19 protein-coding genes are annotated in these 25,591 nt (G+C 63.6%); 9 read left to right on the top strand and 10 right to left on the bottom strand.

Annotated elements, in window-relative coordinates; translation table 11 throughout:
* Nucleotides 1-57 precede the first annotated feature (57 nt).
* Both hpnO and IVB50_RS39950 read left to right on the top strand, forming a co-directional pair.
* On the top strand, nt 58-1,449 hold the full coding sequence (gene hpnO / locus IVB50_RS39955; protein ID WP_247300190.1) for an aminobacteriohopanetriol synthase HpnO: 1,392 nt from the start codon (nt 58-60) through the stop codon (nt 1,447-1,449).
* A gap of 115 nt (nt 1,450-1,564) precedes the next feature.
* The gene (locus tag IVB50_RS39950; protein WP_085362347.1) at nt 1,565-1,969 is read left to right on the top strand and encodes a GFA family protein; all 405 of its coding nucleotides are present in this window, start codon (nt 1,565-1,567) and stop codon (nt 1,967-1,969) included.
* Between the two features lie 15 nt (nt 1,970-1,984).
* On the opposite strand, the gene IVB50_RS39945 is transcribed toward IVB50_RS39950, so the two are convergent.
* The 5 genes from IVB50_RS39945 to IVB50_RS39925 all read right to left on the bottom strand — a co-directional run bounded on the left by IVB50_RS39945 (nt 1,985) and on the right by IVB50_RS39925 (nt 6,552).
* The gene (locus IVB50_RS39945; RefSeq protein WP_085362348.1) at nt 1,985-2,740 is read right to left on the bottom strand and encodes an anti-sigma factor; all 756 of its coding nucleotides are present in this window, start codon (nt 2,738-2,740) and stop codon (nt 1,985-1,987) included.
* Nucleotides 2,737-3,285, bottom strand: coding sequence for a sigma-70 family RNA polymerase sigma factor (locus IVB50_RS39940; protein ID WP_018456913.1), 549 nt, complete (start codon nt 3,283-3,285; stop codon nt 2,737-2,739). The genes IVB50_RS39945 and IVB50_RS39940 overlap by 4 nt, the downstream gene beginning before the upstream one ends.
* A gap of 157 nt (nt 3,286-3,442) precedes the next feature.
* Complete coding sequence (locus IVB50_RS39935; protein WP_018456912.1) at nt 3,443-3,778, bottom strand: cupredoxin family copper-binding protein; 336 nt, start codon at nt 3,776-3,778, stop codon at nt 3,443-3,445.
* Between the two features lie 23 nt (nt 3,779-3,801).
* Nucleotides 3,802-4,746 carry a metallophosphoesterase gene (locus tag IVB50_RS39930; protein WP_018456911.1) on the bottom strand — a complete coding sequence of 315 codons (945 nt, stop codon included), beginning with the start codon at nt 4,744-4,746 and terminating at the stop codon, nt 3,802-3,804.
* Nucleotides 4,747-4,932: 186 nt separating this feature from the next.
* Entirely contained in the window at nt 4,933-6,552 is a 1,620-nt protein-coding gene (locus IVB50_RS39925; protein WP_018456910.1) for a GMC family oxidoreductase N-terminal domain-containing protein, read from the bottom strand.
* Nucleotides 6,553-6,752: 200 nt separating this feature from the next.
* Between IVB50_RS39925 and IVB50_RS39920 the strand changes: the two genes are divergently transcribed.
* A complete protein-coding gene (locus IVB50_RS39920) occupies nt 6,753-7,925 on the top strand; it encodes a M20 aminoacylase family protein (protein WP_018456909.1) in 1,173 nt (390 codons plus the stop codon).
* Between the two features lie 87 nt (nt 7,926-8,012).
* Here IVB50_RS39920 and IVB50_RS39915 read toward each other — a convergent pair whose 3' ends face one another.
* The 3 genes from IVB50_RS39915 to IVB50_RS39905 all read right to left on the bottom strand — a co-directional run bounded on the left by IVB50_RS39915 (nt 8,013) and on the right by IVB50_RS39905 (nt 12,417).
* Entirely contained in the window at nt 8,013-9,641 is a 1,629-nt protein-coding gene (locus tag IVB50_RS39915; protein ID WP_085385867.1) for an inorganic phosphate transporter, read from the bottom strand.
* A 98-nt stretch (nt 9,642-9,739) separates the two neighbouring features.
* Nucleotides 9,740-11,182: a UdgX family uracil-DNA binding protein gene (locus tag IVB50_RS39910; RefSeq protein ID WP_018456907.1), complete on the bottom strand. Its 1,443-nt coding sequence runs from the start codon at nt 11,180-11,182 to the stop codon at nt 9,740-9,742.
* On the bottom strand, nt 11,182-12,417 hold the full coding sequence (locus IVB50_RS39905; protein WP_018456906.1) for a putative DNA modification/repair radical SAM protein: 1,236 nt from the start codon (nt 12,415-12,417) through the stop codon (nt 11,182-11,184). Before IVB50_RS39905 ends, IVB50_RS39910 begins: the two co-directional genes overlap by 1 nt.
* A gap of 161 nt (nt 12,418-12,578) precedes the next feature.
* Here IVB50_RS39905 and IVB50_RS39900 point away from each other — a divergent pair, with 161 nt between their 5' ends.
* From IVB50_RS39900 to IVB50_RS39890, 3 genes are read left to right on the top strand one after another with little or no spacing between them, the layout of a single operon-like run.
* A complete protein-coding gene (locus tag IVB50_RS39900) occupies nt 12,579-13,367 on the top strand; it encodes a DNA replication/repair protein (protein ID WP_018456905.1) in 789 nt (262 codons plus the stop codon).
* Complete coding sequence (locus IVB50_RS39895; protein ID WP_018456904.1) at nt 13,264-14,856, top strand: DNA polymerase Y family protein; 1,593 nt, start codon at nt 13,264-13,266, stop codon at nt 14,854-14,856. The genes IVB50_RS39900 and IVB50_RS39895 overlap by 104 nt, the downstream gene beginning before the upstream one ends.
* Nucleotides 14,853-18,221 (top strand): error-prone DNA polymerase, encoded by a 3,369-nt coding sequence (locus IVB50_RS39890; protein ID WP_247300187.1) that lies wholly within the window; start codon nt 14,853-14,855, stop codon nt 18,219-18,221. The genes IVB50_RS39895 and IVB50_RS39890 overlap by 4 nt, the downstream gene beginning before the upstream one ends.
* Nucleotides 18,222-18,336: 115 nt before the next feature.
* On the opposite strand, the gene IVB50_RS39885 is transcribed toward IVB50_RS39890, so the two are convergent.
* Both IVB50_RS39885 and IVB50_RS39880 read right to left on the bottom strand, forming a co-directional pair.
* Complete coding sequence (locus IVB50_RS39885; RefSeq protein ID WP_018456902.1) at nt 18,337-19,107, bottom strand: SDR family oxidoreductase; 771 nt, start codon at nt 19,105-19,107, stop codon at nt 18,337-18,339.
* A 176-nt stretch (nt 19,108-19,283) separates the two neighbouring features.
* The gene (locus tag IVB50_RS39880; RefSeq protein ID WP_007593600.1) at nt 19,284-19,571 is read right to left on the bottom strand and encodes a hypothetical protein; all 288 of its coding nucleotides are present in this window, start codon (nt 19,569-19,571) and stop codon (nt 19,284-19,286) included.
* Nucleotides 19,572-19,625: 54 nt separating this feature from the next.
* Between IVB50_RS39880 and IVB50_RS39875 the strand changes: the two genes are divergently transcribed.
* The 3 genes from IVB50_RS39875 to IVB50_RS39865 all read left to right on the top strand — a co-directional run bounded on the left by IVB50_RS39875 (nt 19,626) and on the right by IVB50_RS39865 (nt 25,583).
* Nucleotides 19,626-21,038: a CoA transferase gene (locus IVB50_RS39875; RefSeq protein ID WP_247300185.1), complete on the top strand. Its 1,413-nt coding sequence runs from the start codon at nt 19,626-19,628 to the stop codon at nt 21,036-21,038.
* Nucleotides 21,039-21,183: 145 nt separating this feature from the next.
* On the top strand, nt 21,184-22,428 hold the full coding sequence (locus IVB50_RS39870) for an efflux RND transporter periplasmic adaptor subunit (RefSeq protein WP_247300184.1): 1,245 nt from the start codon (nt 21,184-21,186) through the stop codon (nt 22,426-22,428).
* 38 nt (nt 22,429-22,466) lie between these two features.
* Complete coding sequence (locus IVB50_RS39865; protein ID WP_247300183.1) at nt 22,467-25,583, top strand: CusA/CzcA family heavy metal efflux RND transporter; 3,117 nt, start codon at nt 22,467-22,469, stop codon at nt 25,581-25,583.
* Nucleotides 25,584-25,591 lie beyond the last annotated feature (8 nt).

Raw genomic sequence — 25,591 nt, 5'->3', positions numbered from 1 at the left:
TTCAGCGACGTTCCGTTTTCAGTTGACGAGACGGCCCTCAACCGAAGTATGTAGCGGATGCACAGCCCAAATCCAGACATGTCTCAGCTGTTCGCGGACCGCCAGGCCCAGCGCAGCGCCCTGCATAATCGGCATCTGAACGAGCAGTTCGTTCGGGTTCTGAAGACCATCGGCTACGATGTCGGCTTCCAGAAGGGGCAGGGACAGTATCTCTACGACCGCGACGGGGCGCGCTATCTCGACCTCTTGTCCGGTTTTGGCGTGTTTGCGATCGGGCGCAATCATCCTGTCATGCGCGAGGCGCTCAAGAGCGTGCTCGATGCCGACCTGCCCAACCTCGTCCAGTTCGACGTCTCGGTGCTCGCCGGCGTGCTCGCCGAGCGGCTCCTGAAATACGTCCCCTATCTTGATAAGGCGTTCTTCGCCAATTCCGGCGCCGAATGCGTCGAAGCGGCGATCAAGTTCGCCCGCGGCGCCACCGGTCGTCCGGGGATCGTCTATTGTGCCCACGGCTATCACGGCCTGACCTATGGCGCGCTGTCGCTGACCGGTGATTCGAACTTCCGCACCGGCTTCGAGCCGCTGCTGCCGGGATGCACTTCGATCCCGTTCAACGATCTCGCCGCGCTCGAAAAGGCGCTGGCCTCGCGCGAGGTGGCGGCCTTCGTCGTCGAGCCAATCCAGGGCAAGGGCGTCAACATGCCCACCGACGAGTTCCTGCCGGGTGCAGCTGCGCTCTGCAAGAAATACGGCACGCTGTTCGTCGCCGACGAGATCCAGACCGGCATGGGCCGCACCGGCCGCTTCCTCGCGGTCGAGCACTGGAACGTCGAGCCCGACATGGTGCTGCTGTCGAAGTCGCTGTCCGGCGGCCATGTGCCGGTCGGCGCGGTGCTGACGCGCAAAAGCATCTTCGAAAAGATATTCAACCAGATGGACCGCGCCGTCGTGCACGGCTCGACCTTCTCCAAGAACGACCTGGCGATGGCTGCGGGCATCGCCACGCTTGACATCATGGAGTCCGAGAAGCTGATCGAGTCCGCCGCCAAGCGCGGTGCCGAGCTGCGCCTCGCGCTCACGCGCATGGTGCCCGGCTACGAGCTGTTGAAGGAGGTCCGCGGCAAGGGCCTGATGATCGGCGTCGAGTTCGGTCCGCCGAAATCGCTGCGGCTGCGGGCGTCCTGGAACGTGCTGGAGGCAGCCAACAAGGGTCTGTTCTGCCAGCTCATCACCGTGCCGCTGTTCAAGGACCACAAGATCCTCACGCAAGTCGCCGGCCATGGCAGCCACACCATCAAGCTTCTGCCGCCGCTCACCATCACCGAGGAAGATTGCGGCTGGATCGAGCGCGCCTTCGACGACGTCATCGCCGGCAGCCACAAGGTCCCCGGCGCGATTTGGTCGCTCGGCAAGACGCTGGTGGACAATGCGGTGCGAAGGTCTGCGTAAGGCCTCTGCTGCGGCCTGATGTCGCGACGTGCGACCTGCTGAAGCAGTCCGTCTCCCGAAATTCCAAATCGACGCTTATTTCCCGGCATTGACCTGACCGGGAGAGGAGTGGGCGATGCCTTTGACTGGCGGCTGTCATTGCGGCGCCATCCGCTATGAAGTGAACGGCGACATGATGGTGCATGCGCTCTGCCATTGCGCGGATTGCCGCCGTCACTCCGGGGCACCGATGGTTGGCTGGGTGATGTATTCGCTCAAGGCGGTCAAAGTCGTGCGCGGTCAGCCGAAGATCTATCAATCATCCGAACATGGACGACGTCACTTCTGTGCCGATTGCGGCACGGGGCTGTTCTACATCAACGAAAACCTGATGCCCGATATCATCGATATCCAGAGCGGCACCTATGATGACCCTGATGCCGTTCCGGCGACGATGCACATTCAGGTCGCCGAGCGGATTGGCTGGATGGTGCGGGCTCACGAACTGCCCGTCTTCGAACGATTTCCTCCGCTCGAATGACGGCATGCGCAGAAGCTAACCGTTCATCGCCGCCTCGAACTTGTCGACGAATTCGGCAAGCTCGTCTGCGCCGAGATCGCTGACGGCCCAGAAGTTCAGGCCGCGATTGCCCCAGCGCCGGCAGTTGAAGCCCTGCATGGCTTCGGTCCTGGGTGCGCGGTATTCCGCGTTCGATGTCTGCGATACGAACAAATTCACCACGTGCTGCCGGCGCTTATAGACGACCGCACCGATGGCGCGGGCGTCGATATAATCGAGCCTGCCGCCGACCAGCGTAAAGCCTTGTGCGGTGAGGTCGATCACGGGCGGGGCGACGTCGAGCTTGCCGTTGAACCACGGCTTCACCGTGTGCTGGTCGGTCGAGACCACGTCGATGAGGTGGCCGGCCTGGAGCGAGCGCAGATGCGCGGAGACGACCTCCGACAGGATGCGCTGCTGGTCGTCCTGGCGCAGCACCAATGCGACGACGCCGGAGGCGGCGAGCGCGGAGACTGCCGAGCCCATCGCAAAGCCGCGCAGCACGGAGCGGCGGCTCGGCTGTTGATGCTGCGGCTGCGGCAGCGAGGCCTCGATACGCGCACGCAGGCTCGCCGGTGCGGTGTAGCGCAAATCGGCGTCTGCGAGCACGCGCTGCATCTCGCGCTGCGCGGCGAACTCCGCAGCGCAGGCCGGGCAGCCGGCGATATGGGCTTCGACCTCGCGCGCGTGGCCGGCATCGAGCTCGTTGTCGAGCAGCGCGTGAAGCAGGATTCTTGCTTCGTCGCAGGTCATCTTGCTTGCTCCTCATCCGCCGTCCAGGCCGCGCGCAGCATGGCACGGGCGCGGGCGAGGCGGGACATCACAGTGCCGACGGGCACGCCGGCGGCCTCGGCGATTTCACGATAGGACAGGTTGTTGATCTCCCGCAGCACGAACGTTTCCTTGAACGGCTCGGCGAGCGCGTCGATCAGCTTGCGGATCGCGCCCGCATCGCGGCTGCGCAGCACTTCGGTTTCGGGGCTGGCCTCGGTCTCCTGCCAGATCGGCGTCTGCTCGGCAGCGCCGGGCGTATCCTCGATCGCGCTGTGCCTGTGTGCGCGCCGTGCATATTCGGCATTGCAGACGTTACGCAGGATCGCGAATAGCCAAGGCTTTATCGCCGGCCCGCGATAGCTGTCGAAATGCTTCAGCGCGCGCAGATAGCACTCCTGCACCGCGTCCTCGGCATCGGAGGGGTCACGCAAGAGATAGCGCGCGAGCGTGTAGACGTCGTCGAGATGGGGGAGCGCCGCCTCGCGGAAGCGTTGCGCCTTCTGCAAATCGTCGTTGGCGGGCATCGCTCCTCGCTTTGCCTCTTGTTCTGCTCGTTGCTTGGTTTCGTCGCTGTTCGTCTCGTCCCTATTCGTTTCGTCCCTGAGTGTGACCGAAGGCACACGGGCCCGGCCGGTGTGGGACCACCGGCCGGGCAAGACGTTGATGCCTTGGTTCGAGGTGTTACTCAACCTTGATCATCCCCGTCATGTGCGGGTGCAGAGAACAAAAATATTTGTAGTCGCCCGCATTGGTGAAGGTGAACGAGAACTTGTCGTCAGTGTCCAGGGTCTTGGACCTGAACTTCCCGGCCGACACCACGGTGTGGGGGATGTCGTCCCGGTTGGTCCAGGTCACGGTGGTGCCGACCTTGATCTTGAGCTCGGCCGGCTGGAAGACGAAATTGTCGATATGCACCTCCATGTCGTCGGCATGGGCGGTTGTGGCGGGTAACAGCATGGCCGCGGCCAAAGCAAGACCGAAGGCGACACCGAGGTCGCGGCGATTGAGAGTCTTCATTGTCAGCTTCCGTTAGTCCTGCATCAACTCTGGAGCGGCGTGTCGATGATCGCGAGCCGCTGCTCGTTCTGCTTGAAGTTAATGCTGGCAACGCCGAGCATCGCGCGGAGCTTTGCGTCCTCGACCTTCATCGGTCCGGGCGAGGGGGCAGCTCCCGGCGCCGGCTGCGGAAAGGCGGTGGAGCGTGCGGTGTGGAAGGTGACGTTGCCTTCGACCTTCTGCATCACCTGGTGAATGTGGCCATTGAGCACGGTGACCGAACCGAAGCCTTTCACCTGTTCCAGCGCGCGGGCGCCGTCCTCAGTGCCCCAGCCCCATTCGGGGTAGACGGTCCAGAGCGGGATGTGGGCGAACAGCACGATCGGCGTCGATTTCGACTTGCCGCGCAGATCGTCCTCGAGCCAGGCGAGCTGCTCGGCGCCGAGATTGCCGAGGCCTCCGGCCTTGAGGTCGACGACATTGACGAGGCCGATGAAGTGCACGCCGCCGGCGTCGAACGAATACCAGCCTGCGCCCTTGGTACCGCGGCCGTAGCGCTCGCGATAGAACTTCACGTCCTCGTCGAGGAAGTCATGCTCGCCGGGCACGTAATGCACGTCGAGCTTGCTCTGCGAGATGATGCGATCGGCATTGTCGAACTCGGCGGCCTTGGAGAGATGCGTGATGTCGCCAGTGTGGATCATGAAGGACGGCTTGACCGGCATCGCGTTGATCTTGTTGATGGCTTCCTCGAGCGTGCCGAGCGCGTTGGGATTGGCCGGCTTGTCGAAGCCGACATGGCTGTCGCTGATCTGGAGGAAGGTCATTCCGGGCGCGGCCGCGGTCGCGGCTTGCGCGGAATCGATGATGCCGAGCGAGCGCGGGACGCCACCGGTGATGGTCCAGAGCACCCCGGTGCCGGCCCAGGTCATGCATTCCAACACCTTGCGGCGGCTTAAGCCGTCCTCGCCGTGATCGTGTCCGCTCATCGCGCAGCTCCACTTCGCCCGGAATTGGGCTTCGGGGAGGTGATTGGGGGAGCGGGGGTGTTATTCCCGGACGCGATGACGTTTTCGTGAGGTGGTTGGACGCGTAGCCCGTATGGAGCGTAGCGGAATACGGGACCAATCGAGCGTCCTCTCCCGGATTTCGCTACGCCCCATCAGGCTACGCATTCACTTCGAATCCTCCAAAATCATTGTTGCGCCCTTTTCGGCGATCATCGCGGTCGGCGTGTTGGTGTTGCCAGACGTGATGGTCGGCATGATCGAGGCATCGACAATGCGAAGGCTGCCGAGACCGTAGAAGCGCAGGCGTTCGTCGACCACCGCCATCGGATCATTTGCTGCGCCCATCTTCGCGGTACCGACGGGATGGAAGATGGTGGTGCCGATGTCGCCGGCGGCCTTGGCAAGAGAGGCATCGTCGTCGCCGACGGCGGGGCCGGGCAGATATTCGCTTGGGCGGTATTTTGCCAAGGCCTTCTGCTGCATCAGGCGGCGGGTGGTGCGGATGGCATCGGCGCCGACCTGACGGTCGTCGTCCGTTGAAAGATAATTCGGCGCGATGATGGGCTTCTCGTCCGGCGCCGCCGAACGCAGACGTACGGTGCCACGCGATGTCGGCTGGAGATTGCAGGCGCTCACCGTGATCGCGGGAAAGCGGTGCAGGGGATCGCCGAACTTGTCGAGCGACAGCGGTTGCACGTGGAACTGGATGTTGGCGCGTGCGCGCGTCGCATCGGAGCGGGTGAAGATGCCGAGCTGCGACGGCGCCATGGTCAACGGCCCGCGGCGGCGGAAGGCGTAGTCGAGGCCCATCAGGCCGCGTCGAACCAGGTTGTAATAGGTCTCGTTCAGTGTGCGCACGCCTTCGACCTTGTAGATCGCGCGCTGCTGCAGATGATCCTGCAGATTGCGGCCGACGCCGGGCTTGTCCATCACGATGTCGATGCCGAGCGGCGACAGCCAGTCGGCAGGTCCGATGCCGGAGCGATGCAGCACCTGTACCGAGCCAATCGCGCCTGCCGAGAGGACCACCTCGCGTTTCGCACGCGCCTCGATGATCTCGCCATTCTGGATGAAGCGCACGCCGACGGCGCGGCCCTGTTCGATGATCAGACGATCGACCAGCACATGCTTTTCGAGCCGCAGGTTCGGGCGGTTCAATACCGGCTTGAGAAAGCCGCGCGCCGACGACCAGCGCCGGCCGCGCTTCTGATTGACGTGGAAATAGCTGGTGCCTTCGTTGTCGCCGGTATTGAAATCCGGGATGCGCTTGATGCCCATCTCCTCGGCCGCATCGCCCACGGCATCGAGTATGTCCCAGGACAGCCGCGGCGCCTCGATGCGCCAGCCGCCGCCGGCGCCGTGATGCTCGCTTGCGCCGAGGAAGTGATCCTCGAGCCGTTTGAACAGCGGCAGCACGTCGTCATAACCCCAGCCGGTCATGCCGAGCTGGCGCCAGTGATCGTAATCGGCGGCCTGTCCACGCATCGAGATCATGGCGTTGATCGCCGAGGAGCCGCCGATCACCTTGCCACGGGGATAGGCGAGCGAGCGGCCGTTCAGGCCGGGCTCGGCCTCGGTCCTGAACATCCAGTCCGAGCGCGGATTGCCGATGGCGAAGAGATAGCCGACGGGAATGTGGAACCAGATCCAGTTGTCGTCGCCGCCGGCTTCGAGGAGGAGGACGCGATTGCTGGAATTGGCCGACAGCCGGTTGGCGACGATGCAGCCCGCCGTGCCGGCCCCAACGACAATATAGTCAAACTCACCTTCGAGCCGCCTTGGCATTCTGCTTCCACCCAATAGGCATTATGCCCAGGCTTGTCCCAGGCATCCACGCACTTTCCGTTCTAATAGTCAGACGTGGATGGCCGGGACAAGTCCGGCCATGACGGGAGGACAGAGCTACCCCAGATCCCCGCCAGTTGGGTGGACTGGTGCTTGCATGGTAGACAGGCCTGCATTTTCAACAAAGCTTGAGACCCTCCATGCCCATCGTGAACCGCGTCGCCGACCTTCAACCCGATATTCAGGCCTGGCGCCGGGACATCCACCAGCATCCGGAGCTGCTCTACGACGTCCACCGCACCGCAGCATTCGTCGCGGACCGCCTGCGCGAATTCGGCTGCGATGAGGTCGTGACGGGCATCGGCCAGACCGGCGTGGTCGGCGTGATCAAGGGCAGCAAGCCGGCCGGCGAGGGCCTCAAGGCCATCGGCCTGCGTGCCGACATGGATGCCCTGCCGGTCGAGGAACAGACCAACCTGCCTTACGCTTCGAAGACTCCCGGCAAGATGCACGCCTGCGGCCATGACGGCCACACCGCGATGCTGCTCGGTGCTGCGCGTTATCTCGCCGAGACCCGCAACTTCGCCGGCGATGCGGTGGTGATCTTCCAGCCGGCCGAGGAGGGCGGCGCGGGTGGCTTGGCCATGGTCAAGGACGGCATGATGGAGCGCTTCGGCATCGAGCAGGTCTACGGCATGCACAACGGTCCGGGCATTCCGGTGGGCTCGTTCGCGATCCGGCCGGGTCCGATCATGGCGGCGACCGATGAGGTCGATATCATGATCGAGGGCCTCGGCGGCCATGCCGCGCGGCCGCACAAATGTGTGGATTCCGTTCTGGTCGGTGCACAGGTGATCACGGCGCTGCAGTCGATCGTTGCGCGCAGCGTCGATCCGCTGGAATCGGCCGTGATTTCGATCTGCGAGTTCCACGCAGGCAATGCCCGTAACGTGATTCCACAAACCGCGACACTGAGGGGCACCATCCGCACGCTGTCGCCGGAGGTGCGCAAGCTGGTGGAGAAGCGCGTCCACGAGGTTGTGGCGGGCGTGGCGCAGATCACAGGCGCCAAGATCGATCTGCACTACAAGCGGAATTATCCCGTGGTGAACAATCACGCCGCGGAGACCGAGATCGCACGTCGCATCGCGGGGCAAGTTGCGGGCGAGGCCAATGTGCTCGAGATGTCGCCGCTGATGGGCGGCGAGGATTTCGCCTATATGCTGGAAGCGCGCCCCGGCGCCTTCATCTTCTGCGGCAACGGCGACAGCGCCGGCCTGCATCACCCCGCCTACAATTTCGACGACGACGCCATCGTTTACGGCACATCGTATTGGGTTAAGCTGGTCGAGGAATCGCTCGCGGCATCGTAAGGCCAAGCGCAAGATCAAGCCGAAAGCACAAACGAAAAAGGGCCCGCGCATCGCACGGGCCCTTTGTCTTCGAGTGACTGATCGGCTTCAGAAGATCCGCGAGAAGATCACGTACAGCGTGCCCGACAACAGGATAGCGACGGGCAAGGTCAGCACCCAGGCCATCACCATGTTCCTGATGGTGGCGACCTGGAGACCCGAACCGTTCGCGGCCATGGTGCCGGCGACGCCGGACGACAGCACGTGGGTGGTCGAGACCGGCAGGCCGAACGCGTCGGCGGCGCCGATCGTGGCGGCGGCGACGAGCTCGGCGGAGGCACCCTGCGCGTAGGTGAGATGGGTCTTGCCGATCTTCTCGCCGACGGTGACGACGATGCGCTTCCAGCCGATCATGGTGCCGAGACCGAGCGCGATCGCGACCGCGACCTTCACCCAGGTCGGGATGAACTTGGTCGCGCTGTCTAGCCCGCCTTTGTAGGCGTTCAAGGTCGCGACCTCTTCCTTGCTGAGGTCGTTTTCCTTGTCCTTCATCAGGAATCGGATCGCTTCCGAAGTCAGGTACATGTCGTTGCGGGTGTTGCCGACGACTTCCGCCGGCACCTTGTTCAGCGAACCGTATTTCGCGACCTGCTCGCCGACATCCTTCACCAGCACTGACAGCGAAGGGTAGGTGCCTTCGCTGATGTGATGCGAGGTGACGTACTGCGTCACCGCAGGACGGGGATCGCCGATGATCGCATGGCCGGCGCCCTTGGCCGCAACCACCTTGGAGGCGGCATCCGAGACCTTCGCGAACTGGGCGACCTGCGACTCCGGCAATGCGCGGTTGAGCGCATAGGCTGTGGGCACGGTGCCGATCAGGATCAGCATGATCAGGCCCATGCCCTTCTGGCCGTCGTTCGAACCATGGGCGAAGCTGACGCCGGTGCAGGTCAGGATCAGCAGGCCGCGAATCCACATCGGCGGGGCTTTGTGACCCTCAGGGGCGGCATAGAGCGCCGGGTTCTTGATGATCAGCTTGAGCAGCAGAAGCAGGCCGGCGGCGCAGATGAAGCCGACCAGTGGCGACAACAGAAGCGCATAGCCGATCTCCGTAGCCTTGCCCCAGTCCACGCCCGAGGTGCCGTCGCGGCCGCGCATCAGCGCGTTCGCAACGCCGACTCCGATGATCGAGCCGATCAGCGTGTGCGAGGAGGAGGCCGGCAGGCCGAAATACCAGGTGCCGAGGTTCCAAAGGATCGCGGCGATCAGCAGCGCGAACACCATCGCGAAACCGGCGCTGGAGCCGACCTGCAGGATCAGCTCGACCGGTAGCAGCGAGACGATGCCGAAGGCGACCGCGCCGGACGAGAGCAGCACGCCGAGAAAGTTGAAGAAACCCGACCACATCACCGCGACTTCGGCCGGCAGCGAATGGGTGTAGATCACGGTCGCTACCGCGTTGGCGGTGTCGTGGAAGCCGTTGACGAATTCGAAGCCGAGCGCGATCAGCAGCGCGACAAACAAGAGGATGTAGGGCAGATAGCTCGTGACCCGCGTGCCGGTCGCATCGACATCCGAATAGATGCTGTAGGCCACATAGAGCAGGCCCGCGGCGAGGATGCCGAAGAACAGGATCATCGTCAGCGGATTGAAGCCCTTGTCGAGATTTGGCCGCGAGGCCGGCTGGATCGGCGCGGGATCGGCTACCGCGCGGTCGAATGCAACATCGGTCATGTCTGGAGGCCCCTTAACTTTCTGTAGGGGCTATTGTCCGCGATGGATTTGAAGGCTGGATGACAGGCGAGGCATGAAAGGGGTTTTCCCGCCCGTATTCAGGCGGCGCGCGCGGCTTTCTTCTGCAACCCGGCGACGATCTTCAAATCTTCGACAAAGCGCCGATATTCCAGCACCTTGGCTTCCGGATCGGGCAGCCGCAGCAGATAGGACGGGTGCACCGTCACCAGCGCCTTGTGACCGTCGGGCAGGTCGATGAGCCGGCCGCGGTTCTTTCCGATCGGGGTGATCTTGCCGAACACGCTCTGCGCGGCGGTCGCGCCCATCGCGACGATGAGATCGGGCTGGATGACGGAGACCTCCCGCTCATACCACTGCCGGCAGGCCTTTATCTCCGGCGTATTCGGCTTCTGATGCAGGCGAATCTTGCCGCGCGGCACGAATTTGAAGTGTTTCACCGCGTTGGTGACATAGACCTTCTTGCGGTCGACGCCGGCCTCCTGCAGCGCCTTGTCGAGCATCTGGCCGGCTGGACCGACGAAGGGATGGCCGGCGAGGTCTTCCTTGTCGCCAGGTTGTTCGCCGACCAGCATGATATTGGCGGACTTCGGACCCTCGCCGAACACGGTCTGGGTGGCGTCCTTGTAGAGATGGCAGGCGCGGCAGTGGGCGGCCTCCTCGCGGAGCGCTTCGAGATCGTCGGCAGCGGTCTTGCGTTTCATCGGAGCCTCCGGCCGCTTTTGAGGCTTGTGCGGATCGGTTGGGGCATTGGCGATCATGGCGCCGGTCATGCGCTCGGCGTCCTCAATCAGGGGCTTAATGATCGAAGCCTCGGGCAGGTTCCTCCAATATTTCTTCGGCATCTCGGTCTGCATTGCCTTCACCTTCAGGCGGGCCGGATTGAAGATGCTGGCATAGTAGCGCCGCCAGGTTTCCTCCAGCCGGTCTTCGTTCGGCGCCTCGCTCTTGCCGACGCCTGACGTGAACGAGAGCGCGTGGCCATCCCAATGCGCGCACAAATCCGGCGTCAGGATCGACCAGGGCATATCGGCGAAGCGCTTGGCGAAGAACGGCGCGGCGAGCTCGACGATATGATGCTCCGGCTCGAACCAGGCGACGTAGTGTGCTTCGCGTTCCCTGCCGATCTCGCGGAAGCGCACGAAGGCATGCATCTTGTGCTCGTCGCGGTAGACCGCCTTTGCCATGGCCGTGACTTGCGCGACATCGAGATCGGTCGCGACCTCGATGAGGTCGTGATTGTCGTTCAGCCGAAACAGCAGGCGATAGAGGATCGCGAAACGCTCGGGATCGCGATGCAGGATCGCGGCCTTGGCGAGCTCGACGAATTTTGCTGGCACGTTGAAGGTGCTATCGCCACCGGCCGGCAGCGGAGACGGCGAGGGTGGCGCGAACAGCTCCGCTTCGCCGCCCTGCACGGTCCAGGTGACATCGACCGGTTTCATTTGGTGAAGCACGAGGCTACGCGCGGCTTTGCGCCAGCCGTCGAAATCGGTTTCGTTCTCGAGGGTGATGTACTGCATCAGAAGCCAAATCCCAGTTGTGTGGCCTTCGGCTTGAACCGTTCGATCAGCCGTGCCTCGTCGAGGCGGTGCGGCGCGGGCCGGTGATCGCTCAGCACGATGAACGGCAGCGCTTTGTTCCGGGGCACATGCAGCCGCGCGAGATCGGCGACGCGGATGGTGGTCGTGCGGCGCGCCGCGATGATGCGCTCGACCGCCTTGGTGCCGAAGCCCGGCACGCGCAACAATTCCTCGCGGCTGGCCCGGTTGACGTCGAGCGGGAAGCGGTCGCGGTGGCGCAGCGCCCAGGCGAGTTTTGGATCGATGTCGAGCGGCAGCATCGCACTGTCGTCGACGATCTCGCCGACGTCGAAGCCGTAGAACCGCATCAGCCAGTCGGCCTGGTAGAGTCGGTGCTCGCGCAGCAAGGGCGGCGCGCGCAGAGGCAGCGCGCGGCTGGCATCGGGGATCGGGCTGAACGCGGAATAATAGACGCGCCTCAGCCTGTATGAACTGTAGAGATTGGCGCTGGTGTGGAGGATAGTGTGGTCGGAGGCCGCGTCGGCGCCGACGATCATCTGCGTGCTTTGGCCGGCCGGTGCGAAGCGCTGCGGCTTGGCTTTCGTCTTCGCGCTACGGCTTTCCTCGGCCTCGTCCAGCTTCAGCCGCAGTCGGCCCATTGTGCGGCGGATCGCGCGCACGTCCTTCTCGGGCGCGAATTGCTGCAGGCTCGTCTCCTGCGGCATCTCGATGTTGATAGAGAGACGGTCGGCATATTTGCCGGCCTCGGAGATCAATGTATCGTCGGCCTCGGGGATTGTTTTGAGATGGATGTAGCCACGGAAGTGATGCTCCTCGCGCAGTTTGCGCGCGACGCTTACCACCTGCTCCATGGTGTAGTCGGGGTTGCGGATGATGCCGGAGGAGAGAAACAGTCCTTCGATGTAATTGCGCCGGTAGAAGTCGAGCGTCAGCTTGACGACTTCGTCGATGGTGAAGCGGGCGCGTGGCACGTTGGAAGAGGCCCGGTTGACGCAATAGAGGCAGTCGTAATTGCAGGCGTTGGTCAGCAGCACCTTGAGCAGCGAGATACAGCGACCGTCCGGCGCGTAGGAATGGCAAATGCCCATGCCGGGCGCGGTCGATCCCATGCCCTTGCCGTCGCTGGAATCCCGCCTCTCGGTGCCGCTGGAGGCGCAAGACGCGTCGTACTTGGCGGCGTCGGCCAGGATTTCCAGCTTGCGTTGCACGTCCATATTGGATCCCTTTGATTCAGCTCATGAATCCCAAGGCCCGCCAATTCGATTGACTCCTGGGGCGTCGTTAGCTTTATATTAGAACATATCATGAACAAATGAGCTAGCCGCTGGTTCTCTTTTTGAGAGCCACCGGCAATCACTCCTGAGGAGCGGCGTATATGAGCGGCGCACGAACAAGCGCGCTTGCAGCCTTGCGCGGCCAGATCGAGCGCATCGAGACGGCGGAGGTCGTGCATCATCGCGACCGTGTCGCGCTCGGCCATCGCGAGGCCGACAGCGCGCTAAAGGGCGGGCTCGCACGCGCGGCAATCCACGAGGTATTTTGCGAAGGACGTCAGGGCGCGGCCGCGACCGGCTTTGTCACCGGACTTGCGGGGCGCATGACGGCACGCAAACCGCTGCTGTGGGTGCGGCAGGATTTTTCAGAAATTGAAACCGGTGCGCTGTCGATGAGCGGGCTCACCGAGATCGGTCTCGATCCGCGTCGTATGGTGATGGTGCGCGCCGCCGACGTGGAGAGTGCGTTGCGCACGTCGGCCGATGCGCTCGCCTGCGACGCGCTGGGCGCCGTCGTGCTCGAGCTCTGGGGTGAGACCAGGCAGTTCGATCTTGTGGCGAGCCGCAAGCTGACGCTGGCTGCGCAGTCTTCCGGTGTCACCGGCTTGCTGCTGCGGATGGCCGCACAACCTTTGCCATCGACCGCGGAGACCAGATGGATGCTGCGCGCGGCGCATTCGCCGCCGGGCGCGATGTGGAGCGCCTGGGGCGCGCCGCGCTTCGATGCCGAGCTCTTGCGCAATCGTCATGGCCCGTGCGGCCGGTGGATCATGGAATGGAAATGTGATGAGTGCCAGTTCTCTGAATCGTCGACGTATCCTCAGCCTGTGGCTGCCGCGCCTGCCTATCGACCGGATCCAGCGGTTCTTCGGCAACGTCGGACTGCATAAAAACAATGAGCCCAGCATCGTCGTCGCCAAGGACAGCAACGCGCTGGTGATCCATGCGCTGGACGAGGCCGCCGAGCGCCTCGGGCTGCATATCGGCCAGCCCTTGGCCAATGCCCGGGCGATGTGTCCGGATCTAAAGGTGTTCGATGCCGATGCCGTGGCCGATGCCAAGACGATCGGCGACATCGCCGACTGGTGCGACCGCTTCACGCCGCTGGTGGCGCTCGATCCGCCGCACGGGCTGTTCCTCGACATCACCGGCTGCGCGCATCTGTTCGGCGGCGAGGCTACGCTGTTGCAAACCCTTGTCCGTGCCCTCGATCGCCAGGGCTTTGCCGTCAGCGCGGCGATCGCCGGCACCTCGGTCTGCGCGCGCACGCTGACGCGGCAGGCATCCGGTAGCATCGTTGCCAATGGCGGGGAGGCGGCGGCAATCAGCCGGTTTCCAGTGTCCGCGCTTGGTGCGGGTGAGGCCATCAGCACCGGCCTGCGCCGCGCCGGCCTGAAAACCATCGGCGATGTCGCCTCGCGCACGCCGAGCGAAATCACGGCGCGGTTCGGTGCGCGGTTCTCCACGCTGCTTGCGCACGCGCTGGGACAGGGCGATGCGCCGATCAATCCACGAAAGCCGCTGCCCGATTACATCGTAGAGAAACGCTTTGCCGAGCCGATCGCGACCGACACCATGATCGCGATGACGCTGTCGCGCCTCGCCGACACGCTGATCGCGTCGATGGAGAAGCAGGGCAAGGGCGCGCGACGGTTAGAAGCCACATTCTTCCGTACCGACGGCGCGGTGCGCGCCATCATGGTCGAAACCGGACGTCCCGTGACGCGGAGCGCGGTCGTCGACCGGCTGTTCCGCGAGCGTCTCGATGCACTCGCCGATCCCCTCGATCCCGGCTTCGGCTTCGACATGGTGCGGCTGTCGGCAAGCCGCACCGAGATCGTGGTGCAGGAGCAGCGCGATCTCGACGCCCATGTCCACGACAATGACGAGCTTGCCGCGCTGATCGACCGCATCGCCGCGCGCATCGGCGGAAAGCGCGTCGTCGTGCACCTGCCTGAGGATACCCATATCCCTGAATGTGCGGTGCTGGCGGCGCCTGCCCAGCATCATCTCGCCGTGGCCATGCAGGCCGAATGGCCCGCGCGCACCGAGGGTGAGCCGCCGCTGCGTCCGTTGCGGTTGTTCGACAAGCCTGAGCCGATCAATGTGCCGTTCGCGACCGTGCCCGACGGGCCGCCGCATCAATTCACCTGGCGCCGCGCGCAGCATGCGGTGGTGCGGGTGGAGGGCCCCGAGCGCATCGCCATGGAATGGTGGCGGCAGGACGGCAAGCAACTGACACGGGATTATTTTCGTATCGAGGATGCCGAAGGCCTACGCTTCTGGATCTTTCGCGACGGTCTTTACGAGGGGGAGTGCTTCGACGACGACGGCAAGCCCGCTCCTCCCGGTTGGTATGTGCACGGTCTCTTCGCATGAACACGCCCGCTTATGCCGAGATCGGCATCACCACGAATTTCTCCTTCCTGCGCGGCGGCTCGGATCCGCGCGACTATGTACACCAGGCCAGCATCCTGGGCATTCCCGCGATCGGCATTGCCGATCACAACACGCTCGCCGGTGTGGTGCGTGCCTACAAGGAGCTCGACAATGACAAGGTGCTGCACAAGCCGAAGCTTCTGATCGGCACCCGCATCGTCTTCATCGACGGCACGCCGGATATCCTGGTCTATCCGTGTGACCGCGCCGCCTATGGCCGGCTGTGCCAGCTTCTCACCCGGGGCAAGCGCGGCGACGACATCACGCGGATCGCGAAGGGCGAATGCCATCTCACCTTCGCCGATCTCCTTGCGTTTTCCGAAGGCCAGCTCCTGATCCTGACGCTGCCGCATCGCTTCGATGCGGCGCAAGCGCAGGACATCCTCGCCAAGCTGAAGGCAAGTCGCGCCGAGGGCGTGTGGCTGGCGGCGAGTCTGGTCTATCGCGGCGACGATCGCCGTCGCCTCGCGCAGCTCGATGATCTCGCCGCAAAAGCAAAAGTGCCGCTGCTTGCGACCAACGAGGTGCTCTATCACCACCCCGCGCGCCGTCCCCTCCAGGACGTTCTGACCTGCATCCGGGAAAAGACCACGATCGAGGCGGTCGGCCGGAAGCTGGAAGCCAATGCCGAGCGATTTCTGAAGACGCCCAGGGAGATGGCGCGGCTGTTCCGCGATTTCCCCGAAGCTATCGCGGAGACCATGCGCTTTGCGGACAAGATCACCTTCTCGCTCGACCAGCTCAAATACCAGTATCCGGATGAGCCGGTGCCACCGGGGAAGACCGCGCAGGGGCATCTGGAGGATCTGACCTGGGCCGGTGTCGACAAATATTTCGGCGGCAAGATCGACGACAAGCTGCGCGCCACCCTGAAGAAAGAACTCGCGCTGATCGCCGATCTGAAATACGCGCATTACTTCCTCACCGTGCACGACATCGTGCATTACGCCCGCAGCCAGAACATTTTGTGCCAGGGGCGGGGATCGGCGGCGAATTCGGCGGTCTGCTACGTGCTCGGCATCACCTCGGTCGACCCGACCAAGGTCGATCTGCTGTTCGAGCGCTTCATCTCCAAGGAGCGGCTGGAGCCGCCCGACATCGACGTCGATTTCGAGCATTCGCGGCGCGAGGAGGTGATGCAATATGTCTATCGCCGTTACGGCCGCCATCGCGCTGCGATCATCGCCACCATCATTCATTATCGCCCGCGCAGCGCCATCCGCGACGTCGGCAAGGCGCTGGGCCTGACCGAGGACGTCACCGCGGCCCTTGCCGACACCGTCTGGGGAAGCTGGGGCAAGGGCCTCAACGACATGCAGGTCAGGCAGGCCGGCCTCGATCCGCAAAATTCAATGATCAACCTCGCAGTCGAGCTCGCGACCGAGCTGATCGAATTCCCCCGTCATCTGTCCCAGCATGTCGGCGGCTATGTGCTCACGCAGGACCGGCTCGACACCTATGTGCCGATCGGCAATGCCGCGATGGACGATCGCACCTTCATCGAATGGGACAAGGACGATGTCGACGCACTCAGCATGATGAAGGTCGACGTGCTCGCGCTGGGCATGCTGACCTGCATCCGCAAGTGCTTTGATCTGATCGAGCAGCACAAGGGCGAACGCTGGATGCTGGCGAGCGTCCCGCAGGATGATTCCAAAGTCTACGACATGCTGTGCGACGGGGAGTCGCTCGGCGTGTTCCAGGTCGAGAGCCGCGCCCAGATGAACATGTTGCCCCGGCTGAAGCCACGGACCTTCTACGATCTCGTCATCGAGGTCGCGATCGTGCGGCCTGGTCCGATCCAGGGCGACATGGTGCATCCTTATCTGCGGCGGCGGAACGGCTTGGAAAAAGTGAACTATCCATCGCCGTCACCGGAGCATGGCGACAAGGACGAGCTTTACAGAGTGCTGCACAAGACCCTCGGCGTGCCCTTGTTCCAGGAGCAGGCGATGCGGATCGCGATCGAGGCCGCGAAGTTCACGGCCGAGGAGGCCAACGGCCTGCGCCGTGCGATGGCAACGTTCCGCAATGTCGGCACCATCGGCAAGTTCGAAGACAAGATGATCGGCAACATGATCGCACGCGGTTATGCGCCTGATTTTGCCAGGAACTGTTTCGAACAGATCAAGGGTTTTGGCAGCTACGGTTTTCCGGAGAGCCATGCCGCAAGCTTCGCGCAGCTTGTCTATATCTCCTCATGGCTGAAGCATTATCACCCTGATGCATTCTGCTGCGGCCTCCTGAACTCGCAGCCGATGGGTTTTTACGCCCCGGCGCAGATCGTCAGCGACGCTCGCAAGAATGGCGTCGAGGTGCGCGATATCGATGTGTCCTACAGTTTTGCGCAGAACACGCTGGAAGAAGGAAGTAGCAAATATTGCGCCGTGCGCCTGGGCTTCCGCCAGATCGACGGTTTTCATTGGCTCGATGAGGATGAGGAAAGGCTGAAAAGAGGCGCGTCCCGGAATGACCGTGTGGAGAGAGCGCCCGACTGGGCCGACCGCATCGTCTCCGCGCGCAACCGCCGGCCCTTCACCTCGCTGGAAGATTTCGCCCGCGACACCGGACTGCCCAAGCGCGCGCTGATCCTGCTTGCCGATGCCGACGCGTTTCGCTCGCTCGGGCTCGATCGCCGCGAGGCGCTGTGGCAGGTGCGGCGCCTGCCCGACGATGTGCCGCTGCCGCTGTTCGAGGTGGCCACCGCACGCGAGCAGCCGGACGAGCACGCCAGGCCGTTGCCGGTGATGCCGCGCGCCGAACAGGTGGTCGCGGACTACCAGACCATTCGCCTTTCGCTCAAAGGCCATCCGATTGAATTTTTGCGGGAGATGTTTACGCGCGAGCGCATCGTCGCCTGCAAGGACATCAATCACGACAACGAGCGGCGCCGTGTCCGCTGTGCCGGCGTCGTGCTGGTACGGCAGCGGCCGGGCAGCGCCAGCGGCGTCGTGTTCATGACACTGGAGGACGAAACCGGCATCGCCAATGTCGTGGTGTGGCCGAAGATCATGGAGCAGTACCGGAAGGAGGTGATGGGCGCACGCCTCATCCTGGTCGAGGGCTACATCCAGAGCAGTCCCGAAAAGGTGACGCATCTGATCGCCCAGCGGATGATCGACCGTTCGCACGATCTGGTCGGCCTTGCCAACGACGCCCTCGGCCGCAAGCATCCGCTGCCGGCAGGCGCCACCGTGGTCGAACCGCTCAACGACGACCCCCGCGCCCACACGGATGCGCCCGCGCAAAAAATCCGTCATCCCCGCAATGTCCGCATCCTGCCGCCGTCGCGGGATTTTCATTGAGGGTGGGGGCCGCGCCCCTCTCGCCCCGTCATTGCGAGCGCAGCGAAGCAATCCAGACTGTCACCGCGGAGAAATACTGGATTTGCTTCGCTACGCTCGCAATGACGAGTTTGTTCTAAAAATTCACCCGGTTCGAGATCGCGCCGTCCACCACCAGATTGGAGCCCGTGGTGAACCCCGACACCGGGCTCGCCAGAAACACCGCTGCGCTCGCGATCTCCTGCGGCGTCGCCATGCGGCCGGTGGGGTTACGCTTCATCGCATCATTGTAGCGCTCGGGCATGTTATGCTCGATCGTATTCCAGACGCCGCCCTTGAAATAGACCGTGCCTGGCGAGACCACGTTGACGCGGATCTTCTTCTTCGCGTACTGCCGTGCCAGCCCCTTGGCCATGTGGATCAACGCAGCCTTGATCGGGCCGTAGGAACTCGCCGTGTCCGCTTGCGCCGCGGAGATCGATGAGATGATCACGAAGGCGGCGTCGCCACCCTTGTCGCCACTAGCCTCGAGGAACGGCCGCGCGGCGTCGAACGCGTGCACGGCGCCGAGCAGGTCGAGTCGAAAATTCTGCTCCCACGACGCGGCATCATGGCCTTGTGCCATTGCGCCCGCGTTAGAGAACAGCATGTCGATGCCGCCAAGCTCCTTTGCAGCATTCTCGATCCAGGATTTCAGTGCCGCGCCGTCCGTGACATCCACCGGACCGCCGGTCGCGCGGATCCCGCTGGCCTTCAACTCCGTAACCGTGGCGGCAACCTGGTCCGCGTTGCGTGCACACACCGCGACATTGCTGCCTTCGCCGGCCAGCGTCGCCGCAATCGCCCGCCCGATGCCGCGCGTCCCGCCAAGTACGATGGCGTTCTTGCCTTTGAGACCGAGATCCATTGGTTGGTTTTCCTTTTTTGTTGGTCGCAGCTAGTGTAGCTGTTTCGAGAGATGCCCAAAAGCCTCCACATCGTCATTGCGAGGAGCTCTTGCGACGAAGCAATCCAGACTGCCACCGCGGAAAGACTCTGGATTGCTTCGCTTCGCTCGCAATGACCGTGTGGAAACAGCGGCCCTCACTCCGGTGCCGCCCCCACCGGCGGGCCGCCGGGCGGGCGGTGCAGGAATGTCAGTGAGACGTAGGCGCCGGCCCAGGAGCCGATCGCCGCGAAAGCCACATAGAAAGCGTTTTCGGTGTAGCTGATCACCGCATAGGAGGAGAGCATGTACCAGACCGCGCTCCAGTTCGCCGCGGGCACGCGCTTGCGCGCGATCACGGCCGAGGTGAACATGACATAGACCGCGTCGGTGGCCGCCGTTGCGATGAACACGGCGCCTGCGGTGAGAGGATCGATGGCGGCCATTGCATGTCCTTGTGTGCTAATGCGATGGTCGCAAACTAAAGGGAGAGAAGGGTCATGCAAAGCCCCACCGAGATTCTCAGCAACATCTGGACCTCCGCTGGCGGTGACGCCGCCGCGCTCGCGCGCGTCCGGCTGACGGGCGAGGAGCCGCAGATCCCGTCCTCATTTCGCGTCGCAATTGCCGGCCAGACAACGATCGCCGCCGCCGGCCTTGCCGCCGCCGAAATCTGGAGATTGCGCAGCGGCGAAGCGCAGGACGTCAGCGTCGACCTGCGCCATGCCGTCGCCGAATGCCGCTCCGAGCGCTACTTGCGCGTCGACGACAAGCCGCCGCCGCCCGCTTGGGACGCCATCGCCGGCGTCTACAGAACCGGCGACAACCGCTTCGTCCGCTGCCACACCAATTTCCCGCATGATCGCGACGCCGTCTGCAAGGTGCTCGGCTGCGAACCCGAGCGCGAGAAGGTGCAGGCCGCATTGATGCAATGGAAGAGCGAGGATTTCGAGACTGCGACCTACGCCGCGGGCGGCGTCGTTGCCCTGATGCGTTCGTACGACGAATGGTCGGCGCTGCCGCAGGCCCGCGCGCTCGCCGAATTGCCGCTGGTCTCGATCGAGAAGATCGGCGAGGCCCCGCCGAAGCCATGGCCGCAACGATTGCCAAAAGGCGATCGCCCGCTCGCAGGCCTGCGCGTGCTCGATCTCTCTCGCGTCATCGCGGGGCCCGTCGCCGGCCGCACGCTCGCCGCGCATGGCGCGGATGTGCTGCTCGTGTCAGGCCCCGAACTGCCGGCCATTCCGTGGCTGACCATCGACACCGGGCGCGGCAAGCTCACCACCTTCATCGAGCTGAAAAGCGAGGCCGGGCGTGCGCAGTTGCGCGAGCTCTTGAGAGACGCCGATATCTTCTCGCAAGGCTATCGCCCGCGCGCGCTTGCCGCTCTCGGCTTCACGCCGGAGGACGCAGCGACAATCAACCCCGGCATCGTCTACCTAACGCTGTCAGCCTATGGCCATGCCGGTCCCTGGGCTGAACGGCGCGGCTTCGATTCGCTGGTGCAGACCACGACCGGGTTCAACCATGCCGAAGGACAGGCTGCCGGCATCGATGGACCGAAGGAATTGCCGGCGCAGATGCTCGACCACGCCACCGGCTATCTGATGGCGTTCGGCGCGATGATGGCCAAGGCCCGCCAGGCCCGCGAAGGCGGCAGCTGGCACGTGCGCGTGTCGCTGGCGCAGACCGGGCGCTGGCTGTGGAATCTCGGACGGCTCGAAAAGGGCCTGAATACCCCGGATATTACGGGCGAGGCCGTACACGCTGCATTCATCGAGAGCATGCCATCTGGCTTTGGCACGTTGAAGGCGGTGCGCCATTCAGCGCTGCTGTCGAAGACGCCTGCGCAATGGAGCCGTCCGGCGATGCCGCTCGGCAGTCATCCGGCAGAGTGGCCGGTGACAAACTGACGTGAAGCTGACGTGTCGCAAATTTTTAACGCAAACCGAAAGGCGGCCGGCGTTTTTTAGGTTGTTTGAAATCACAATTCGGCACTATTAGCGCGACCGATGACGCTGGCATCCGCTGGTATCATCGCAGACATGACCGGGCCCCATGGTAGTTGAAAATACCAAGCGTTTGCAGGTGCTTACAAAACAACGGGTAATTACATCCGTAGTTTTACTAGCTCTTGCCGGTGCCGGGGCCTACGGCTTCCTCTATGCGGGAGCCAAGGAGAAGAGCCACTCCGAGATCTCCAGCCAATCGCGCAGAAATGCGCAGAACTTCACGCCGACGCCGTCCGAATGGGCGACGCTGACGATCGAGCCGGTCAAGGCCAAGACCTTCCGCGCCGAGTATGTCACCGAGGGCAAGGTCGCAGTCGACGAGGACCGTTCGACGCCGGTGTTTTCACCCTATGCAGGCCGGGTGACCAAGCTGCTCGCCAAGCCAGGCGAGGTGCTGAAGCAAGGCCAACCGCTGTTCACGATCGAGGCCGCCGACACCGTGCAGGCCCAGAACGATTTCATTGCGGCGATGAGCTCGCAGAACAAGGCCAAGTCGGCGATCGATCTTGCCGATATCCAGTTCAAGCGCGCCAAGGACCTCTACGAGGGCCATGCCATCCCACTGAAGGACTATCAGCAGGCGGAAGCGACCCAGGTTCAAGCGCTGAACGACATGCGCTCCTTGGCGACAGCGCTGGAAGCCGCGCGCAACAAGCTGCGGATCCTCGGCTTCACCGACGAGACCATCAAGGCGTTCCAGGACAAGGGCGTCATCAATCCGGAAGTCACGATCTATTCGCCAATCGCAGGCACGGTCGTGCAGCGTAAAATTGGCCCCGGCCAGTACGTCAATTCGGGCGCCAGCGATCCGGTCTTCGTCGTCGGCGACCTCTCCACGGTCTGGCTCACCGCCTTCGTGCGCGAGAGCGATGCGGCTGCCGTGTGCATCGGGCAGGACATCACCGTCAACGTGATGGCGCTCCCGGGCCGTCCCTTGACCGCCAAGGTCAACTACGTCGCCGCCGCGATCGATCCGAACACCCGTCGCCTGCTGGTCCGCGCCACCATCGACAACAAGGACGGTCTGCTGAAGCCGGAGATGTTCGCCAACGTAACGATCTATTCGTCCGGCGACCGCGCCGCGCCGGCGGTACCGAAGCAGGCCTTGATCTACGAAGCCGACAAGGTCCGGCTCTGGGTGGCACGCGAGGACAAGTCGGTCGAGCTGCGGGAGATCAAGATCGGTCTCATCAATGGCAATCTCGTCGAGGTCACCAGCAATCTGAAGCCCGGCGAGCAGGTGGTCACCAAAGGCAGCCTGTTCATCGACCGCGCGGCGTCCGGCAGCTGATCGACGGGCCGGGAAAAAAAGACAAGCTGAAGACCTGAATGGATCGCCTCGTCGCCCTTGCCGTCAACCGGCGCTTCCTGATGGTCGGGATGTTCGTCGCCGTGCTCATCGGCGGCCTGATTGCGTTCAACCAGCTCAACATCGAGGCTTATCCGGATCCGACCCCGCCGATGGTCGACATCGTGACGCAGAGCCCGGGCCTGTCGGCGGAGGAGATCGAGCGCTACATCACGATTCCGATCGAGACCCAGGTCGCGGGTCTGAAGAACGTGACGACCATTCGCACCATCTCGCTCTACGGCCTCTCCGACGTCAAACTGCAGTTCTCGTTCGCTTACACCTATGACGAGGCATTGCAGCAGGTGTTGAACCGCCTGGCGCAGCTCGCGCCGCTGCCCGGCAATGTGCAGCCGCAGATCTCGCCGCTCAGTCCAATTGGCGAAATCTTCCGCTACCGTCTCGTCGGCCCGCCGAACTACAGCGTGCTCGACCTCAAGACCGTCCAGGACTGGATCCTCCAGCGGCGCTTCCGTGCCGTGCCCGGCGTGATCGACGTCACCGGATGGGGCGGCAAGAGCAAGACCTACGAGCTCCAGGTCGACTTCAACAAGCTGGTCGCCAACGGCCTGACGCTGCCGCAATTGCTCCAGGCGGTCGGCAATTCCAACGTCAATGTCGGCGGCAACACCGTCAATATCGGTCAGCAATCGGCCGTGGTGCGCGGCGTCGGCCTGATCCGCTCGATCGACGACCTCGCCAACACCATGGTCTCGCAGACCAACGGCAATCCGGTGCTGGTCAAGGACGTCGCCACCGTCACCGTCGGCCAGAAGCCCCGTCTCGGCATCGCCGGCCTCGATGAGTCCGACGACATCGTGCAAGGCATCGTCCTGATGCGCCGCGGCGAGCAGAGCTCGCCAACCATCAAGCGCGTCCACCAACTCGTTCAAACCATCAACGACTCCAGCATCCTGCCGCCCGGCGTGCGCATCGAGCGCATCTATGACCGCGGCGACCTGATCGACGTCACGACCCACACTGTGCTCCACAACATGGTGATCGGAATTCTGCTGATCGTGTTGCTGCAGTGGATATTCCTCGGCGATCTCCGCAGTGCGCTGATCGTCGGCGCCACCATTCCGTTCGCGCTGTTCTTCGCGGTGATCATCCTGGTGCTACGGGGGGAATCGGCGAACCTGTTGTCGGTCGGCGCGATCGATTTCGGCCTGATCGTCGATGCCACCGTCATCATGGTGGAGGCGATCTTCCGGCGCCTGACGCAGACGACGCCGATGTCGGAATCCGAGCAGATGTCGTCCGAGACGCTGTTCGGCATGAAAAGCCACGCCATTCTCAGCGCGGCGGCCGATGTCTCTCGTTCGATCTTCTTCGCCGCGGCCATCATCATCGCGGCCTTCCTGCCGCTGTTCACGCTCTCCGGCGTCGAGGGCAACATCTTCGGACCGATGGCCCGGACCTATGCCTACGCGCTGGCCGGCGGTCTGCTTGCGACGTTCACCGTCACTCCTGCGCTGTCGGCGATCATTCTGCCGGCGCATGTTCATGAGACCGAGACCAGGGTGATGCTGATCCTGCATCGGATCTACATGCCGGTGCTGCATTGGGCGGTCGCCAACCGCGGCATCATGCTCGGTGGCGCGTTCGGCCTCGTACTGATGACGGTTGCGCTCAGCCGCTTGCTTGGCCTCGAATTCCTGCCGAAGCTGGAGGAGGGCAATCTCTGGATCCGCGCCACGCTGCCGCCGACCATCTCGCTTCAGGAAGGCAACTCCTACGTCAACGAAATGCGCAAGGTGATCCGCGCGCGGCCTGAAGTGGAATCCGTGGTGTCGCAGCACGGCCGCCCCGATGACGGCACCGACGCCGCCGGCTTCTTCAACGCCGAGTTCTTCGCGCCCCTCAAGCCCGCCAGCCAATGGCCCGGCACCCGCGACAAGGAAGAGTTGACCGCGCAACTGCTCAAGCAGCTTGACGATCGCTTCCCCGGCGTCGAGTTCAACTTCTCGCAATATCTCCAGGACAATGTCTCCGAAGCCGTTTCCGGCGTGAAGGGCGAGAACTCGATCAAGCTGTTCGGCAGCGATCTCCAGGCGCTGACCGACACCGCCAACAAGATCAAGTCGGTGCTATCAACCGTGCAGGGCGTCACCGACCTTGCCGTGTTCACCTCACTGGGGCAGCCGACCATCCAGATCGATATCAACCGTGCCAAGGCCGCGCGCTATGGCCTCGCGCCGGGCGACATCAACGCCACCATCAAGGTCGCGATCGGCGGCGACACCGCCGGTGACATCTACGAGGCAGGAAGCGACCGCCACTTCCCGATCATCGTTCGTCTTGCGCCGGAATTCCGCAGGAGCGCCGAGGCGATCCAGAATTTGCGGATCGGTGCGCCCGGACCGAACGGCACCGTCACGCAGATCCCCCTGAGCGAGGTCGCCACCATCAGCCTCGTCTCGGGTGCGGCCTACATTTATCGCGAGCAGCAGGAGCGCTATCTGCCGATCAAGTTCTCGGTACGTGAACGCGACCTCGGCAGCGCCATCCGCGAGGCGCAGCAGAAGATCGCCGCTCAGGTGCAACTGCCGCCCGGCGCGCACATGGACTGGGTCGGCGAATTCGGCAATCTCCAGGACGCGATCCGGCGATTGTCGATCGTGGTGCCGATCTCGCTGGCGCTGATCGGCGTCCTGCTCTGGTTCAATTTCGGCTCGATGACCGACACGCTGCTCGCCATGAGCGTGATTCCGATGGCCATCTTCGGCGGCGTGCTCGGTCTCTTGATCACAGGTACCGCCTTCAGTGTCTCGGCGGCGATCGGCTTCATCGCGCTGTTCGGCATCGCCGTGATGGACGGCATCATCATCCTGTCGCAGTTCAACCAACTCATCGAAGAGGGCATGGACCGCATGACCGCGGTGATACGCACCGGCGAATTGCAGCTTCGGCCGGTGCTGATGACCTGCGTCGTCGCCGGCATCGGCCTGTTGCCGGCCGCGCTGTCGGAAGGCATCGGCTCGCAGGTGCAGAAGCCGCTTGCGGTCGTCGTGGTGACAGGCATGATGCTCGCCCCTATCGTGATCCTGGTGACGCTGCCGGTGTTGATCTCCTTCTTCTCCCGCCGCGCACGCTGACGCCGCCA

The organism is Bradyrhizobium sp. 87 (genome assembly GCF_023073015.1).
GTDB classification, from domain to species: domain Bacteria; phylum Pseudomonadota; class Alphaproteobacteria; order Rhizobiales; family Xanthobacteraceae; genus Bradyrhizobium; species Bradyrhizobium canariense_D.
This window is presented reverse-complemented; position numbering and strand designations above follow the sequence as displayed.

What these genes read in the sequence shown, in the direction of transcription:
- hpnO (WP_247300190.1), top strand. Translation starts at nt 58, where the DNA reads ATGCACAGCCCAAATCCAGACATGTCTCAGCTGTTCGCGGACCGCCAG.
- IVB50_RS39950 (WP_085362347.1), top strand. Translation starts at nt 1,565, where the DNA reads ATGCCTTTGACTGGCGGCTGTCATTGCGGCGCCATCCGCTATGAAGTG.
- IVB50_RS39945 (WP_085362348.1), bottom strand. Translation starts at nt 2,740, where the DNA reads ATGACCTGCGACGAAGCAAGAATCCTGCTTCACGCGCTGCTCGACAAC.
- IVB50_RS39940 (WP_018456913.1), bottom strand. Translation starts at nt 3,285, where the DNA reads ATGCCCGCCAACGACGATTTGCAGAAGGCGCAACGCTTCCGCGAGGCG.
- IVB50_RS39935 (WP_018456912.1), bottom strand. Translation starts at nt 3,778, where the DNA reads ATGAAGACTCTCAATCGCCGCGACCTCGGTGTCGCCTTCGGTCTTGCT.
- IVB50_RS39930 (WP_018456911.1), bottom strand. Translation starts at nt 4,746, where the DNA reads ATGAGCGGACACGATCACGGCGAGGACGGCTTAAGCCGCCGCAAGGTG.
- IVB50_RS39925 (WP_018456910.1), bottom strand. Translation starts at nt 6,552, where the DNA reads ATGCCAAGGCGGCTCGAAGGTGAGTTTGACTATATTGTCGTTGGGGCC.
- IVB50_RS39920 (WP_018456909.1), top strand. Translation starts at nt 6,753, where the DNA reads ATGCCCATCGTGAACCGCGTCGCCGACCTTCAACCCGATATTCAGGCC.
- IVB50_RS39915 (WP_085385867.1), bottom strand. Translation starts at nt 9,641, where the DNA reads ATGACCGATGTTGCATTCGACCGCGCGGTAGCCGATCCCGCGCCGATC.
- IVB50_RS39910 (WP_018456907.1), bottom strand. Translation starts at nt 11,182, where the DNA reads ATGCAGTACATCACCCTCGAGAACGAAACCGATTTCGACGGCTGGCGC.
- IVB50_RS39905 (WP_018456906.1), bottom strand. Translation starts at nt 12,417, where the DNA reads ATGGACGTGCAACGCAAGCTGGAAATCCTGGCCGACGCCGCCAAGTAC.
- IVB50_RS39900 (WP_018456905.1), top strand. Translation starts at nt 12,579, where the DNA reads ATGAGCGGCGCACGAACAAGCGCGCTTGCAGCCTTGCGCGGCCAGATC.
- IVB50_RS39895 (WP_018456904.1), top strand. Translation starts at nt 13,264, where the DNA reads ATGAGTGCCAGTTCTCTGAATCGTCGACGTATCCTCAGCCTGTGGCTG.
- IVB50_RS39890 (WP_247300187.1), top strand. Translation starts at nt 14,853, where the DNA reads ATGAACACGCCCGCTTATGCCGAGATCGGCATCACCACGAATTTCTCC.
- IVB50_RS39885 (WP_018456902.1), bottom strand. Translation starts at nt 19,107, where the DNA reads ATGGATCTCGGTCTCAAAGGCAAGAACGCCATCGTACTTGGCGGGACG.
- IVB50_RS39880 (WP_007593600.1), bottom strand. Translation starts at nt 19,571, where the DNA reads ATGGCCGCCATCGATCCTCTCACCGCAGGCGCCGTGTTCATCGCAACG.
- IVB50_RS39875 (WP_247300185.1), top strand. Translation starts at nt 19,626, where the DNA reads ATGCAAAGCCCCACCGAGATTCTCAGCAACATCTGGACCTCCGCTGGC.
- IVB50_RS39870 (WP_247300184.1), top strand. Translation starts at nt 21,184, where the DNA reads ATGGTAGTTGAAAATACCAAGCGTTTGCAGGTGCTTACAAAACAACGG.
- IVB50_RS39865 (WP_247300183.1), top strand. Translation starts at nt 22,467, where the DNA reads ATGGATCGCCTCGTCGCCCTTGCCGTCAACCGGCGCTTCCTGATGGTC.